This is a genomic window from Weissella ceti (assembly GCF_018394055.1).
In the GTDB taxonomy this organism is placed as follows: Bacteria; Bacillota; Bacilli; order Lactobacillales; family Lactobacillaceae; genus Weissella; species Weissella ceti.
The window spans coordinates 1,490,937-1,505,791 of sequence record NZ_CP074441.1; the positions used below are offsets into that span (position 1 = coordinate 1,490,937).

15 protein-coding genes are annotated in these 14,855 nt (G+C 38.7%); 4 read left to right on the top strand and 11 right to left on the bottom strand.

Features of this window, described 5'->3' with window-relative positions; genetic code table 11:
- Positions 1 to 102 precede the first annotated feature (102 nt).
- The 3 genes from spxB to KHQ31_RS07785 all read right to left on the bottom strand — a co-directional run bounded on the left by spxB (position 103) and on the right by KHQ31_RS07785 (position 4,292).
- Complete coding sequence (gene spxB, locus KHQ31_RS07775) at positions 103 to 1,923, bottom strand: pyruvate oxidase (RefSeq protein ID WP_213409003.1); 1,821 nt, start codon at positions 1,921 to 1,923, stop codon at positions 103 to 105.
- A 387-nt stretch (positions 1,924 to 2,310) separates the two neighbouring features.
- Positions 2,311 to 3,213 (bottom strand): hypothetical protein, encoded by a 903-nt coding sequence (locus KHQ31_RS07780; protein WP_213409004.1) that lies wholly within the window; start codon positions 3,211 to 3,213, stop codon positions 2,311 to 2,313.
- 239 nt (positions 3,214 to 3,452) lie between these two features.
- Positions 3,453 to 4,292, bottom strand: a complete 840-nt coding sequence (locus KHQ31_RS07785) for an aldo/keto reductase (RefSeq protein ID WP_213409005.1) — start codon at positions 4,290 to 4,292, stop codon at positions 3,453 to 3,455.
- Between the two features lie 118 nt (positions 4,293 to 4,410).
- Between KHQ31_RS07785 and KHQ31_RS07790 the strand changes: the two genes are divergently transcribed.
- On the top strand, positions 4,411 to 4,770 hold the full coding sequence (locus tag KHQ31_RS07790) for a winged helix-turn-helix transcriptional regulator (RefSeq protein ID WP_213409006.1): 360 nt from the start codon (positions 4,411 to 4,413) through the stop codon (positions 4,768 to 4,770).
- Between the two features lie 84 nt (positions 4,771 to 4,854).
- On the opposite strand, the gene KHQ31_RS07795 is transcribed toward KHQ31_RS07790, so the two are convergent.
- Together KHQ31_RS07795 and KHQ31_RS07800 are read right to left on the bottom strand one after the other, a co-directional pair.
- A complete protein-coding gene (locus KHQ31_RS07795; RefSeq protein ID WP_213409007.1) occupies positions 4,855 to 5,379 on the bottom strand; it encodes a methylated-DNA--[protein]-cysteine S-methyltransferase in 525 nt (174 codons plus the stop codon).
- Between the two features lie 215 nt (positions 5,380 to 5,594).
- A complete protein-coding gene (locus KHQ31_RS07800; protein ID WP_213409008.1) occupies positions 5,595 to 6,242 on the bottom strand; it encodes a TVP38/TMEM64 family protein in 648 nt (215 codons plus the stop codon).
- A 115-nt stretch (positions 6,243 to 6,357) separates the two neighbouring features.
- Here KHQ31_RS07800 and KHQ31_RS07805 point away from each other — a divergent pair, with 115 nt between their 5' ends.
- A complete protein-coding gene (locus KHQ31_RS07805; RefSeq protein WP_213409009.1) occupies positions 6,358 to 7,029 on the top strand; it encodes a hypothetical protein in 672 nt (223 codons plus the stop codon).
- Between the two features lie 46 nt (positions 7,030 to 7,075).
- On the top strand, positions 7,076 to 7,759 hold the full coding sequence (locus KHQ31_RS07810) for a ribonuclease H1 domain-containing protein (protein ID WP_213409010.1): 684 nt from the start codon (positions 7,076 to 7,078) through the stop codon (positions 7,757 to 7,759).
- A gap of 71 nt (positions 7,760 to 7,830) precedes the next feature.
- Here the strand turns inward: KHQ31_RS07810 and KHQ31_RS07815 are convergent, their stop codons facing one another.
- Entirely contained in the window at positions 7,831 to 9,171 is a 1,341-nt protein-coding gene (locus tag KHQ31_RS07815) for a TrkH family potassium uptake protein (protein WP_213409011.1), read from the bottom strand.
- A 724-nt stretch (positions 9,172 to 9,895) separates the two neighbouring features.
- On the opposite strand from KHQ31_RS07815, the gene rlmH reads away from it, so the two are divergent.
- Positions 9,896 to 10,375, top strand: a complete 480-nt coding sequence (rlmH, locus tag KHQ31_RS07820; RefSeq protein WP_213409012.1) for a 23S rRNA (pseudouridine(1915)-N(3))-methyltransferase RlmH — start codon at positions 9,896 to 9,898, stop codon at positions 10,373 to 10,375.
- Positions 10,376 to 10,465: 90 nt separating this feature from the next.
- On the opposite strand, the gene KHQ31_RS07825 is transcribed toward rlmH, so the two are convergent.
- The 5 genes from KHQ31_RS07825 to rnpA form a co-directional block, all read right to left on the bottom strand.
- Entirely contained in the window at positions 10,466 to 11,830 is a 1,365-nt protein-coding gene (locus KHQ31_RS07825; RefSeq protein ID WP_213409013.1) for an amino acid permease, read from the bottom strand.
- 277 nt (positions 11,831 to 12,107) lie between these two features.
- The gene (locus KHQ31_RS07830) at positions 12,108 to 12,776 is read right to left on the bottom strand and encodes a potassium channel family protein (protein ID WP_213409014.1); all 669 of its coding nucleotides are present in this window, start codon (positions 12,774 to 12,776) and stop codon (positions 12,108 to 12,110) included.
- A 112-nt stretch (positions 12,777 to 12,888) separates the two neighbouring features.
- Positions 12,889 to 13,515: a signal peptidase I gene (gene lepB / locus KHQ31_RS07835; RefSeq protein ID WP_213409015.1), complete on the bottom strand. Its 627-nt coding sequence runs from the start codon at positions 13,513 to 13,515 to the stop codon at positions 12,889 to 12,891.
- Positions 13,516 to 13,634: 119 nt separating this feature from the next.
- Positions 13,635 to 14,462, bottom strand: coding sequence for a membrane protein insertase YidC (gene yidC, locus KHQ31_RS07840; RefSeq protein ID WP_213409016.1), 828 nt, complete (start codon positions 14,460 to 14,462; stop codon positions 13,635 to 13,637).
- Between the two features lie 27 nt (positions 14,463 to 14,489).
- Positions 14,490 to 14,855: a ribonuclease P protein component gene (gene rnpA, locus KHQ31_RS07845; RefSeq protein WP_213409017.1), complete on the bottom strand. Its 366-nt coding sequence runs from the start codon at positions 14,853 to 14,855 to the stop codon at positions 14,490 to 14,492.

Below are 14,855 nucleotides of genomic sequence, written 5' to 3' on the forward strand. Positions count from 1 at the left end.
CACGTGAAACATTTTATTAAACAAAAAAACCTTTGAATTAAATTTCTCTAAAACAAAGGCTTTTTAATAGCTGCTAAAAGTAGCTATATATTAGAAACAAGATTAGAAGCTAAACTTGTTTCCGTTTTCTTCCTTGATGTACTTTGAAGTCAAACCTTCAGCTTCAAGGAATTCGCGGAATGGTACCAAGTCTTCAGCTTCGTACTTTTCCTTGTATGCGTTAACAACTTCTTCGCTGTACAAGTTAGTGTCTAGCTTCAAAGTTTCAACAGGAATTGGACGATCCTTAGTGATCTTGGCGTCGATTACAACAACACGACCTTGGTTGTAGTAGTCAACAGCTTCCTTCATAACACGGTCGATGTCTTCGATCTTGCTTACAGTCAAACCAACAGCACCTTGTGCTTCAGCAACCTTAGCATAATCAACATCAGTAAAGTCTACACCGAAGTTGTACTTGTTAGTATCTTCGTACTTGTTCTTGATGAATCCGTATTCAGTGTTAGTGAAGACAACGTGGATGATAGGCATGTTGTAACGAACGTTTGTAACAACATCAGGGTAAACCATTGAGAACGCACCGTCTCCGGCCAAGTTCCAAACTTGACGGTCAGGGAATGTGTTCTTGGCACCGATAGCACCTGGCAATCCGATTCCCATTGTTGCAAACAATGGTGAAGTACGCCACATGTTCTTAGGAGTCATGTGCAAGTGACGGATTGACATTTGTGTAACGTTACCAACGTCAGTTGAGAAGATAGCATCTTCTGCAGCGTACTTGTTGATGGCGTTGTAAACTTGGTAAGCTTGAAGATCACCTTCAGTCTTTTGTTCCAACTTGTTCATGTATTCACGCCAGTTTTGAACGTTCTTAACGTTAGCGTTCCACCATGCTGATTCTTCAACAGGTGATACTTCAGCAAGAATGGCGTTGATAGCTTCACCAGCATCTCCTAGGATAGCAACGTCAGTTTGGTGACGCTTACCTAGCATTGCAGGGTTGTTATCGATTTGGATGAACTTGTCAACGTTACGGAAAGTTCCTTCAACTTCTGAGAATGGGAAGTTAGTTCCAACGAACAATACTGTGTCAGCTTCAAGAACTGATTCGTTAGCAGGCTTCCAACCAACACGGAAAGTTGATCCAGTGAAGGCTTCGAAGTCCCATTCGAATGTTTCGAAGTTCTTACCAGTAGTGATGATAGGAGCCTTGATCTTACGTGCCAATTCTTGCACAGCAGATCCGTGTCCCATTGTTCCCATACCAGCGTAGATTACTGGACGCTTAGCATCGTTCAACAATGCAGCAGCTTCAGCAATTTCTGATGCTTCAACAGGGGCTGACTTGTAGTTCTTGAACTTTTCACCTGATGAGTACAAAGGTGTTGAGTACAATGAGTCTGCATCCAATTCGGCAAATCCGAAGTCAGCAGGAACTTCAAGTACGGCAACTCCACGCTTAGCAATTGCAGTACGGATGGCATCGTCTACCAAGTGTGGCAATTGTTCAGGAGTAGCAACACGACGGTTGTAAACCGCAATGTTTTCGTACATTGGGTTTTGGTTCAATTCTTGGAATGAGTCCATGTTCAATTCGCGAACAGGCTTTGATCCCAAGATAGCCAATACTGGAATGTTATCCATTGCAGCATCGTACAATCCGTTGATCAAGTGAGTTGCACCAGGTCCACCAGAACCAACAGTAACACCCAACTTACCACCGAACTTGTATTGCATTACAGCAGCCATTGCTCCGACTTCTTCATGCTTAACTTGGATAAACTTGATGTTGTTTTCAGGGTTACCCATAGCGTTCATCAAACCACTTAGTGTTCCAGAAGGAATACCGTACATGGTGTCAACGCCCCAACCTTCCATGACCTTTAAAGCAGCCAATCCAGCTGACATTTTATTATCTGACATATTCACAAAACCTCCATTTAATGTGTGTTGTAAACGTTTACTAATTACTCTTATATTTTACTGAATTTTGTAGGATAATGTCAAGCTATCTACTATACAACTACACTAGAAACGATATACACGACAGATACAATGCATGTGTTTTAATTCACATGTTTTACATTTGTTTTCATTATTTAAAGTTTGTGAAAAACAAGTCCTAAACATATAAGTTAGATGTATTTTACGCACATTTACTATTTAAATAAATAAAATTCTATTTTCACCTGTTTTTCATTTATTTAACCTTAGTGACGAAAATCACTTTTAGTTTTCACTAAAAATCAATAAAAAATACTTATATTTCATCATAAATGTTTCATGTGGAACATTTAATTTTATTAACGTTTATTGAACGAAAAAATCAGGTTTTATGTCGGATTCTTGGTCATATACCTTATCGATTAAATATTTCGTCATTGCCTGGCCTCTATTTTCAATTTCCGATGTAATCCCTGTGATGATCGCCAGTAATTCATCAATTGACATACCCACTACATATGCGGCGCTAACTCGATGTTCTTCATCTATATCAAAGAAGAAATTTTTGTTATATTCATCATAGTTCGTAACACCTAAACACGACCATTCGTTTGCTGTATATTTTTGTTTCATGTCATCTAACGCCACTTGCCATGTAGCATTGTCATTATGACTTACTATTCCTCCACCGGCATTAAATCCAACGTGTGCAAGCGCCATGTTGCCAATGGTATGTGTCTTTCTCGCAAATCCTTCAAAAGTGTCACTTAACTTTTTATATTTACCGGCTTCCAGATACGATAGCAGTGGTTTTAAAGTTTCGGGCTTTGACTTTATGTATGGGTTGTTCGTCCAGTTATATATTCCCTGACATGCCATTGATTTTTTATATGGAATCCAAAAAGAATACATCACATCTGCATCTACATCTGGATTAGGTTCCCCCTCTGAATGTTTACTCTGTGTTCCCCATAAAATTTCATAGATGCATTGCATCAAAGCACAATCTTCAGTTTCTTTTTTGTTAATTATAGTTCCAAAATCCCCCATCCAAGACTTCAACAAATTTTCGATGGCAACATATCTCTTATCTCCTTGATTGCACGGCTGCACATCAATCGTGTTATCTAGCCGATATATTTCATTCTTTAGATCATATTCCCAAGGTTTAATATCATCTGCTTTGCATTGTTCTAACCACATCTTGATTGCTTGTTTAGGTTCACTAATGTCTCTCATATGTTGATTATCTTCCTTTAACTCACCCATATTTTTCTTCTCCCATAACTGTATCTCGTTTGATATCTAAAATAATCATATATTATTTTGATTAGTTTGTTCAATTTTCTAATTTAATACATCAGCTAGCTTTCAATGGATTGCATGAATATTCATCAACCTTCAAGTGGTCGTAAAACATATTGCATACATTTCATATAAACTTAATTAAGCGCGGTTTGTTTCACGTGAAACAAAAAGACCCTATTCAATGAATAGAGTCTTTTTATTTACACATGAAATTCGTCTGGGTTTGGTCCAACACGCAAGTTTTCATTCATCCCATTTAGCACAGACATATCGTCTTCATCTAGCTCGAAACTAAACACATCTGAATTACTCAATAAGCGCGACTTCTTAACCGACTTTACAACTAACATGACTTCATTCTGGATATCCCAACGTAGAATAACTTGCGCCGTTGACTTGCCATGTTTGTTGGCAATTGATTGAATAATCTCGTTATTCAACAACTCTCCTTGCATCAGTGGTGACCACGCTTGGATCTTAATATTATGTTGCTTTCCGAATTCACGTAGTTCGTGTTGAGCCAACTTTGGATGTAGTTCAATTTGATTTAACACTGGCTTTACAGTTGCATAACTCATTAGGTCTTCTAAATGATGCACTTGGAAGTTACTTACCCCGATTGCTTTAATCTTCCCCTCAGCATATAAATCTTCTAAAGCCAGCCAAGCTTCCTTATATTGCTTATCTCCAGGCCAGTGAATCAAAAACAGATCAACATACTCTAGTTGTAACTTGGCTAGACTTAGTTCCACCGATGCCTTTGCTTCTGCTTTGGTCATACCGAAATTCCACACCTTAGATGTGATAAACAAATCTTCTCGAGTCAGACCAGTACGCTCAAGCCCTAATTTAATCCCCTCTCCTACACCTTCTTCATTACCATAAATCTGGGCAGTATCAATCAAACGATATCCTGACTCAATACTTGTCGCAACTACTTCTGCTGTTTCTTCTTCTGGGATTTGGAATACCCCTAGACCTAATCCAGGCATGTGTACATCATTGTTTAACTTTATTGTATCTTGCAGTGAGTTAATCATTATATTTCTCCTTGGTTATTTATTACTTATAGGATACACTTATTAAAACAAAGTAACCAGTACGTACTTTAAAGTACCCTAGGTACAAAAACGTACCTATACGTTCAGGAGAAAAGACATGTCAGATGAACAGGTTTATCAAATAGGTGTAGAAGCAACTATGGATGTTATTGGGGGAAAGTGGAAACCCATCATACTTTGCAATCTACGACACGGTTCATTACGAACTAGTGAATTAAAACGACAAATTCCCGGAATTAGTCAAAAAATGTTAACTCAACAATTACGCGAGCTAGAAGCCGTCAATATCGTGGATCGTCATGTATATTCGCAAGTACCACCTAAAGTGGAATATTCATTGAGTGAATACGGTATGACGCTTAGCGTTGTCTTAGACAACTTATGCAGTTGGGGCGAAGATCACATTAAGACACTTCAATCTCAAGGACATGCTGTTTCATTAAAAACACAACCATAATAAAAAGAGATGTTCCACGTGGAACATCTCTTTTTATTTACCCCTAAGACGATACTCATTAGATATACAACCTATTTCTAGACATCAATTAATCCGATCTTTTTCAAGATCCACATCAACGCCTTCTAACTTTAATAAATATTTCTTCCTATCAATTCCACCTGCATACCCTGTTAACTTCCCATCGCTGCCGACAATCCGATGACAAGGAATAATAATAGAAATAGGATTGTGTCCAACTGCACCTCCCACAGCACGAATCGACCCAATCCGTTTTTCACTCTTCAGATTTATTTGTTCATATAACTCTTTATACGATCTAGTCTCACCATATGGCGTATCTATTAATACACCCAAGACTTTATTTCTAAATTCAGTTACTTCGGGAGCCAGCAACAATTGTGATAAACTGGGGTGCTTTTGATTAAAATAATCATCTAACCATTTTGCAACGAGTTTCCCCATTTTCGAATTTTTTTCTACAATTTCATCTAACTTGTATTGCGCACCTTCAAATTTTTGATCACTAAACCACAACCCTTTAACATAGTTCATGTCGGTTAGAATCACAATTTCTCCAATCGGTGATTCATACATCAATTTTTCCATTTCACACACCCTCATTTAGAACATTCTTTTTCAATACATTTTAACCAACTTCATTTCCCGCATTCCCAATTACATTTTTTCGTTATTCATTTATCGTGAATAATTATACGTCGCTTAGTCATGTTATCTGTCTTATCCAGCAATACCCTTGTTTCACGTGGAACATCTAAATAAAAAGGCTCCCTGCAACTCGCAGAGAACCTTAATTTTATTGTTTAACCGATTAATTTAGTCAACCATTCCATTCCGTACATCATTGCAAAACTGTATGCGGCAACAGTTGCTGGTTTACACAACACAATAATCCAGAAGAATTCACGCCAACTCATCTTCGTTAGACTAGTTAGCAATACTAATGCATCATCTGGAGCGACTGGCAACAAAATCATGATGGCAAACGTTGTACGCCATCCTTTTGTGTCCAACTTACTCATGTACTTGTCCATGACCTTGTCACTAACAAATGCTTCAACAAGCTTCATCCCGTAGCGACGACCAAGCCAGAATAGAATAAATGATCCTACAACAATTCCAACATAGTTGTATACGAATCCCCACCATGGGCCGAAAATCATAACTCCAACCGCTAGTGTAATTCCACCCGGAATGATTGGAATAACCACTTGAATGATTTGAATGAACATAAAGATAATGGGTGCCCAGACACCGTATCCCTTAACCAAGTTCATCATAACATCAGGATCGGTAAATGCTCCCATTTGATATAACTTCCAACATGCCCAAATCGTAAATGCAATTCCTGCATATGATACCCCTTGAATAAACCATTGGAAATATTTGTTTCGTTCAGAACGTTGACGCTTTGGTTGTTCTGCAGTTGTTTGTTGCTCATTTGTTGTCATAAAACTTCCCCACTTCCTAATTCCTAAAATTTCATTTAGTTAACCCAGCCAATGTCTCTCACAAATTTCTGTTAGAATAAATATAACAGAATCAACAACAAAGGAAGGTGTCCCCATGATTAATGATGTAAATGGTCCACGCTCTCTCACCCCGACTGAGATTGTTTTTTTCTTTTTCGCCGGCCTGTTACTTAATGCATTTGGTAACGGACTGACTGTTTCAACGAACATGGGGTCTGCACCTTGGACGGCTGCCGCGGCTAACCTAGCTAATGTAACCCATCTGAGCATCACCGTATATCTTGGCTTATTTGGTTTCATAGCCGCAATCGTTGTATCGTTGATTACAAAACGATTTGATGGACGTCGTTTCTTTGGAAACCTATTATTTGTCGCTATCTATAGTTTCACATTAGGTTACACAAATCAGGTATTCATTAACCTAGGCGTTGGTCAGCTACCTATTGTTCCTAGATTTATTATCGATATCTTAGGACTAATATGTATTGGTGCTGGTGTATCTATTACACAACGCTTACAATTTGTAATTCATCCTGTGGATGACATGACAAACGTTATGCGTTTCACCTATTTTAAAGGTAATGTGGTCGTAGCACAAACCCTAAATTTCGCAATTCCAATGTCAATGTGTTTGTTTATCTGGTTAAGTACTGGACAAATCATCGCTGTGAACATTGGTACTATCCTAGCTTTCTTGGGCATGGGATTCGTAATTGCAATTGCGGAACGCCGGGTTTTTGCACGTTTAGTACATCGCACAATGTAATAGTATAATGAAGCCGGCTCACTTGAAACTTAAAATGGAGTAACATATGAAAACATATGCAATCGTTGGTAATAAATACGAGGGATTATATACAAAACCTTGGTCTGAAGTACAAAAACTGACGCAAACAAAACCCGCCCCTAAATTTAAAGGGTTTGCCACAAAAGCTGAAGCACAAGCGTGGTTTGATGCGCAAAAATCTGGGTCTCGATCTTATGAGACTGCGTATGATGGCGCCTTTAAGGCAGATAAAAATCGTTTCTATATCTTTACTGACGGAGGGAGTCGTAATACTGGTAATGTTAGCGGAGGACACGTTAAGTCAACTGATAAAGCTGCGTGGGCAATTGCTATCTACGCAGGTAGCGATTTAAAGACGCCCGTCTTTTCAGATACAAAAGGGTATTTCGGTCGTACAAACAATGAGATGGAAATGTTAGCCCTAATTAATGCGTTACTACAAGCCGCTAAAACAGACCATCCTGTGACTATTGTGAGTGACTCAAAATACGTCCTAGACTCTGTCACAAATTGGATGTACAACTGGCAAAAGAATGGTTGGAAGAAAACAAGCGGTGAAATTGCTAACTTAAAAGGGTGGCAACAAATTTTCGAACTTATTCAACCCCTTGAAGACCGTTTGAATTTCATTTGGGTCAAGGGGCATGCAACCAGCGCTGGAAACGTCCTTGTCGATCGTTTATTAAACGAATCAATGGACGCACTATAAATAATACGTAAACAAAAGAAAAGCTCTCAGGCGTAGCCTGAGAGCTTTTTATTATTCAATTAATCCATTAACTAACCGATAATAATTTCTTCTGTTGGATATTGGTAGTTAGCGGGCTTCTCACGAATGTTCAACACAGAGAACATAACTGTGTATAGACCCACACGCCCAATAAACATCACAAACATAATAACAATTTTACCAAAGAGAGTTAGATTTGGTGTTAACCCCAATGAAAATCCAGTCGTTGAAAAGGCAGAAATCACTTCAAACGTCACATATTCAAGTCCATATCCTTTAGGAATCGTCTCGGTCATACAAAGGATAATCGACACAAACATAACAAACGCCGTTGAAATAACTGCAAGCATCAACGCTTTAACAATTGTCTTTTGGCTAATTCGACGATTACCAAAGTTAACTTGTTCTTGTCCTCGTAAGGCTGCAACTGATTGTAGCCACAAGATACCTAGTGTGGTTGTCTTAATTCCACCTGATGTTGACCCTGGGGTTCCCCCAATAAACATCAAGATCATAATAATAAACAGTCCTCCAACTGACAAAGTTGATAGAGGTACCACTTCTAAACCTGCTGTACGTGGAACAATTGCTAGGAACATTGTATCGGAAATACGTTCCCACAAACTCAAGCCAGATAAATTGTGGACAAGTTTTTCGGTGAATAAGAAAATCGTAAATCCACCAACAATTAACCAAGATGATGTCGTTAGCGCCATACGTGTGTGTAGACTTAAACGTCCACCACGCTTCAGTGACAACAAGTCTCGCCAAACCAAGAATCCCAATGATCCTGCCGTAATTAGGAACATCCATACGAACAAGACATATGGCGAATTCTGGAACATCGTGATTGGTTCATCAAAGAAAGTAAAGCCAGCATTACCAAATGCTGAAATCGCATGGGCAATACTGAAATAGATGCCTTGTCCCACACCAAATTTTGGAATAAATTCAAACATCAGGAGAATTGCCCCGAAAATCTGAATGATAAATGATAGCGAGAACACAAACGTCAACATCATCTTTACGTCACCTAAGTTACGTAAATTCAACGCTTCTCGCATTAACAAACGGGCTTTTAGATCCAAGCGTTTCTGCGTTAGCGTTAATACCAACACAGCAAACGTCATAAATCCAAGCGCACCAACTTCAATCATTATTAATAGAACAATCTGTCCAAAGAACGACCACGTTTCCGGAGTATTCACGACTGTTAAACCTGTAATAGCTGTCGCTGAAACAGATGTAAACAATGCATCAATGAAAGATACATGAACCCCTGGATTTTGCGCAATCGGTAAACTCAATAGCCCCGCACCTAAAAAGATAATTGCCAAGAAACCAGCAGTTAGGATTTGTGGTGGGGTTAGTCGATCGAATAACTTATGCATACTAAACACTCCAATTCATTTCCCCATTATACATTTTATTTTTAAAATGCCAAACTGCCTCTTCAGTTATCCCCATTGTGGATAACTCTGTGCATAACTTGTGGAGAACTTGTGTATAACCTGTTGAAAACTCTAAGTTTCTGGGGATAACTGCTAATTCTGGTGTTTTCGTTTTTCACAAACTTACAAATTTCACAAGCCCGTTTTTCCGTCCAATCCCTTGATATTACAGAAGTTATATCGTTTTACTAGGTTTATCCTAATTCACATAAACTTAGCTAATTAACTTTTACCTAAGTTATCCACAGTCGTGCGGAGTTTTCCACATCTCCTATCTGTCTGTGACTTTTTTCTAACGCCAAACCGCTCATTTCTCTAATATCAAAAATAAACACGAATGATATTATCTTTATTTTCTATATTGTTCGTTAACTTTAACCAGACTTAAAATCTTGTTATTTATGTGTGGATAATTCTTTTTTCCACACATAGAAACATCACTTATCAACATCGTAAACCCCTTGATTTAATCACGTTTACAGTAGTTATCCACAGGTTAACCCCTAAAATGTGGATAACTAAGCAATACATACTTAATTGTGCTTTAAAGCCATGATATAATAGGGATATTAAATCAAGTCATAACTTGTAAAGTTGTGGAAAAAGAAGATTGTTTGTCTTTATTCCGAACAATCTACAGGTCATTTCATCGAGGGAGCACATTATGAACGTTAAAATCATCAGTGTTGGTAAGTTAAAAGAAAAATATCTAAAAGACGGAATTGCTGAGTACTCAAAGCGTCTACAAAAGTTTGCGAAGTTCGAAATTATCGAAGTTCCTGATGAAAAAGCGCCTGAGCAATTATCTCAAGCCGAGATGGACAAGATTATGCAAAAAGAAGGTGAACGAATCTTAAGTAAGATCAAGGATCGTGAATATGTTTTTGCTCTTGCTATTAAAGGTACAGAACGCAGTAGTGAAGAATTGGCGCAAGAAATTGAAAAATTGACCGTTTCTGGAAAGTCCGATCTAACATTCATCATTGGTGGATCTTTGGGATTAGATCCTGCTGTACTAAAGCGCGCAAACACACAAATTAGTTTTGGTCGTTTCACTTTACCTCATCAACTAATGCGTTTAGTTTTGACTGAACAAATTTACCGTGCGTTTATGATTAATCAAGGGTCTCCTTACCACAAGTAAAATGTTCCACATGAAACATTAAAAAAGCTCCGCTGAGATTTTTCAGCAGAGCTTTTTTTGATTGATTTTATTTTCAGTTGTATAAAAACGTTATACAGACTTGTTTTTATTACGTTGCCAGATCGTATATCCAACAGCCATAGCACCGAAGTAAATGACTGCCGCAATCACTGACACTTGTGTCGTTTCGTTAAACAACAACGTTACCAACACTGCTAAGTAGAACAAGATAGTCATGTAACTTGAAATTGGGAACAAAGGCATCTTAAAGTCAGATGTTGGTGCATCCAAAGTTCGCTTGTATTTGATATGTGTCAACAAAATCAAAATCCAAACAAAGATGAAACTAATTGTCGCAACTCCAGTAATCATAACGAATACACTCGTTGGATAGAAGTAGTTCAACAATACACCGAACAAGAAAGCCGCAACAGATACGAACATCCCATTAACTGGCACGTTTTGCTTAGACAACTTAGCTAGCATCTTTGGTGCTTGCTTATTCTTTGCCAATACATACAATGTACGTGACGTTGAGAAAATAGCTGAGTTAGCTGCTGACATCGCTGATGTTAACACGACGAAGTTAACTAAATCAGCCGCAAAACCAATTCCTAATCCAGAAAAGACCTGCACAAACGGTGATTGACTAGCATCTAATTGATTCCAAGGATAGATTGCCATAATCACAGCTAAGGATCCAACATAGAAAAAGCTAATTCGCTTTGGGACTGACTTAATGGCTTTAGGTAAGTCTTTCTTTGGGTTAGCAGTTTCACCAGCCATCAATCCAACCATTTCAATTCCAGTAAAGGCAAAGATAACCATTGGGAAAGCTAGTAAGAATCCCCATCCACCCATCGCGAAGAATCCGCCATGATCAACTAAATTAGCGAAGCTAGCTGTTGTTCCATGGGTGCTAAACCCCGTTGCAATCATCCAAAGTCCGGCAACAATTAAGCCAATAATCGCAAAAACCTTAACACTGGCAAATCCACTTTCTAATTCTCCAAACCAGCGAACATTGATCAGGTTAACGCCAATCAAAAGGATTACAACTAATAACGGCGCCAGCCATTGGGGCAATTCAGGGAACCAATAACGTAAGTAAATTCCCGTTGCGGTTAGATTGGCCATTGCCAAACTTGCCCAACTTAACCAATAAGCCCAACCAATAACGAATTCCCAACGTTCACCTAAGTATAAGCGAACGAAGTCAATGAATGATCGCAACTTGGTGTCGGACATCAATAATTCTCCAACTGCACGCATCATAACATACGTGAAGAATCCGGTAATTGCGTAAGCGAGTACCAATGCTGGTCCAGCCGTTTTAATGGCTTCACCAGATCCCAGGAATAATCCTGTTCCAATGGCTCCACCAATTGCAATCATCTGTAGATGACGTGATGACAGTCCTCTTTCGAGTTCTGTATTTGTTTTGTTCTCTGTCATAAGAACCTCTTTCTGCATGAGGGCACAAAAAAATCCCCATGCCAAATTTAATTTGACATAGGGACGTTAATAACGCGGTTCCACCCTACTTCTTAACTGTTGTTAAGCGTCTTAATTACGGGTATTACTTTTCTCCCAAGGCTCCCCTAATGCTATTTTGGACTCTTTTTCACCAAACCAGAGCTCTCTAAACCAAAAATATCTGCATTATTTCTCAATGTTCATCAAAAAGTAATATTGCTATGTTACCAATTTACCAGTATCTCGTCAATACTGATTACTTTTCAACAGAGATTGATTCTTCAAAGAATTGTACATCCACGGTCTTACCCATAACGGTCAAGACGTCACCAATTTGGACCATCGTGTCGGCAGTAGGCTCCATAACAACTTGGTCTTTTGACTTCAACGCGACAACATGTAGGCCATCTAAGCGATCAAGGTTCAAGTCAGTAATAGACTTGTTAGAATACTTTAGATTAGCAACTTTGATTTCGGCGATTGAATATCCATCTCCCAATTCAATGTAACTCACTAAATTCGGTGCCATCAAATTTTCAGCTAGACGTTCTGCCATTTCTAATTCTGGACGAACAACTAAGTCCGCACCAACTTTTTCTAGCACGCGAGCATGCAACTTTGTTTCAGCCTTCGCAATAACATCTTTACAATCCAAGTCCTTTAAAAGGATTGTTGTTAGGATAGATGCTTGTTGATTGTGTCCAATACACACGATAACGTGATCAAAACTAGGCAAATCCAAGTCCTTCAACGCATCTTCTTCCTGCGCATTTGCGATAACGGCATGCGTCGCAATATCCATGTAATCTTCAACTGTATCTGGATCCTTATCAATCGCTAGAACTTCTTGTCCTGCAGCCATCAATGATTCCAATAATGAACTTCCGAAGCGGCCTAAGCCGATAATTGCATATGTTTGTTGCATGTTTTTCTCCTGTGCTATTTTCCTTCATCATATTGTACACCTTTTAATGAAGATAAAGAAAAAAGAATGGTCCTAAGACCATTCTTCTTAATTTTATTTATTATCTTTGGTGTTACTTTTCTTTGTAGAATGTTTCCCATTGATTATTTACATTCTCTTTTTGTGCTGCCTTGCCCCAGAATGGCACCTTTACAACACCCATGATTTTTTCTTTGCTTACGTAACCCCAGTAACGAGAGTCATTTGACACTGCACGGTTATCACCTAAGACAAAGTATTGACCTTCAGGTACTTTGACTGACTTGTCACGTTCCCAATTCATATTATTCCCTAGATCAGTTAAACTCTTCCAATTTCCAACCATTCCTGAATCGGGTTCTGTTGTTGCCACTTTATCATTAGCACCTAAGTAATCTTGGTTAATTTCTTTTCCATTGACCTTTATCACATCACCTTGTGCACTAACTGTATCACCAGGCATACCAATGACACGCTTCACGAACAAGTTACTCTTCTTAACACTTGGATCTTCTCCATAAGCATCAAAGATAACAACGCTCCCACGGTGGATATCTTCATTCTTAAAGGCTAGAACACGTTCACGAGCAGACAAGTTGGGTTCCATTGAAATCCCATCAACCTGAACTGGTTGGAACCAAAAAGTTTTAATAACCAATGCAATAATAATTCCCGCTACAATTGGTAATACCCATGACAGAATACTGCGTAATGCTTTCATCCGACTACTCCTCTACAACATTATGTAATTAATTGTTACAAGCATACCACGTCTAGCTGATAACAAAATTAAAATATGTATAAAAAAAAGCGGACCGTTAGGTCCGCTTTTAATATTTATTAACGACGTGAGCGCTTAGCCTTACGGATAGCACGTTCACGTGACTTTTCGGCACGTACTTTTTCGGCACGTTGTGCACGAATCTTGAATGGGTTTTGCAAAACCCAAGTTTGAGCCACTTGGAATGCATTTGAAACCACCCAGTACAATGACAAAGCTGCAGGTACGTTAATCGCAAACACGAAAATCATAACTGGCATCGCGAATGTCATTGTTGTCATAACCCCATTACGTTCAGGTTGTCCCATCATGACAAGCAATGATGAAGCCAATGTGAACAAGGCTGCCAAAATTGGCAAGACAAAGTATGGATCCTTACCACCCAATTGAATCCACAAGAAAGTTCCTTGTTGCAAGGCTTCTGTAGATTGAATTGATGAGTACAAAGCCATCAAAATTGGCATTTGTACTAGCAATGGAATGAAACTTGCAAATGGGTTAACACCGGCTTCCTTGTAGATAGCACGTTGTTCTGTTTGCATGGCTTGCATTGAAGCAGTATCACGAGTTGGGTACTTAGCTTGCAATGCCTTAAGCGCTGGCGCAATTTCTTGCATCTTAATCATTGATGCTGATTGTTGTGCCATCAATGGCAAGATCAACAAACGAATCAACAACGTGTATACAATAATTCCGACACCAGCATTACCACCAAACCAATCTGCTACTCCCAAGATTGATTGTGAAAAACCGGCAACGATGATTCCCCATAGTCCTTGACCTTCAATATGTCCAGGATATGTGACTCCGGCAATGATCATCACTAATAGTGCCATCATTGCAATCGGGAATGAGCGCATTCGCATGTACTTCTTTAAAGTTTCCATATAATACTCCCTATATTAGATAGTAGATTAATTTTCAGTTTTAGATGGCTCATCAACAAACAAGTCAGCCAAAGTAAAGACGTGTTCGATATTTTTCTTAATCGTTTCCATATCTTGTTCATAAGCACTTGGACGTGCAATGACCAAAATATCGACGTCTTGACGTAAGCGTGGCTTGAAGTCTAGCACACTTTGTCGAATTCGGCGCTTAATCCATACACGTTCATGTCCACGTAAGGCAACTTTCTTAGAAATTGAAATTCCTAAACGAAAATGCTTAGCCTCTTCGCGTTCCATCGTGTAAACAATAAACATTTTATTAGCAACCGAATGATGTTTATCAAAAACGCGTTGAAAATCTGCTTCTGATTTAACACGGTAACTTTTTCGCAT

What these genes read in the sequence shown, in the direction of transcription:
- spxB (WP_213409003.1), bottom strand. Translation starts at nt 1,923, where the DNA reads ATGTCAGATAATAAAATGTCAGCTGGATTGGCTGCTTTAAAGGTCATG.
- KHQ31_RS07780 (WP_213409004.1), bottom strand. Translation starts at nt 3,213, where the DNA reads ATGGGTGAGTTAAAGGAAGATAATCAACATATGAGAGACATTAGTGAA.
- KHQ31_RS07785 (WP_213409005.1), bottom strand. Translation starts at nt 4,292, where the DNA reads ATGATTAACTCACTGCAAGATACAATAAAGTTAAACAATGATGTACAC.
- KHQ31_RS07790 (WP_213409006.1), top strand. Translation starts at nt 4,411, where the DNA reads ATGTCAGATGAACAGGTTTATCAAATAGGTGTAGAAGCAACTATGGAT.
- KHQ31_RS07795 (WP_213409007.1), bottom strand. Translation starts at nt 5,379, where the DNA reads ATGGAAAAATTGATGTATGAATCACCGATTGGAGAAATTGTGATTCTA.
- KHQ31_RS07800 (WP_213409008.1), bottom strand. Translation starts at nt 6,242, where the DNA reads ATGACAACAAATGAGCAACAAACAACTGCAGAACAACCAAAGCGTCAA.
- KHQ31_RS07805 (WP_213409009.1), top strand. Translation starts at nt 6,358, where the DNA reads ATGATTAATGATGTAAATGGTCCACGCTCTCTCACCCCGACTGAGATT.
- KHQ31_RS07810 (WP_213409010.1), top strand. Translation starts at nt 7,076, where the DNA reads ATGAAAACATATGCAATCGTTGGTAATAAATACGAGGGATTATATACA.
- KHQ31_RS07815 (WP_213409011.1), bottom strand. Translation starts at nt 9,171, where the DNA reads ATGCATAAGTTATTCGATCGACTAACCCCACCACAAATCCTAACTGCT.
- rlmH (WP_213409012.1), top strand. Translation starts at nt 9,896, where the DNA reads ATGAACGTTAAAATCATCAGTGTTGGTAAGTTAAAAGAAAAATATCTA.
- KHQ31_RS07825 (WP_213409013.1), bottom strand. Translation starts at nt 11,830, where the DNA reads ATGACAGAGAACAAAACAAATACAGAACTCGAAAGAGGACTGTCATCA.
- KHQ31_RS07830 (WP_213409014.1), bottom strand. Translation starts at nt 12,776, where the DNA reads ATGCAACAAACATATGCAATTATCGGCTTAGGCCGCTTCGGAAGTTCA.
- lepB (WP_213409015.1), bottom strand. Translation starts at nt 13,515, where the DNA reads ATGAAAGCATTACGCAGTATTCTGTCATGGGTATTACCAATTGTAGCG.
- yidC (WP_213409016.1), bottom strand. Translation starts at nt 14,462, where the DNA reads ATGGAAACTTTAAAGAAGTACATGCGAATGCGCTCATTCCCGATTGCA.
- rnpA (WP_213409017.1), bottom strand. Translation starts at nt 14,855, where the DNA reads ATGCGAAAAAGTTACCGTGTTAAATCAGAAGCAGATTTTCAACGCGTT.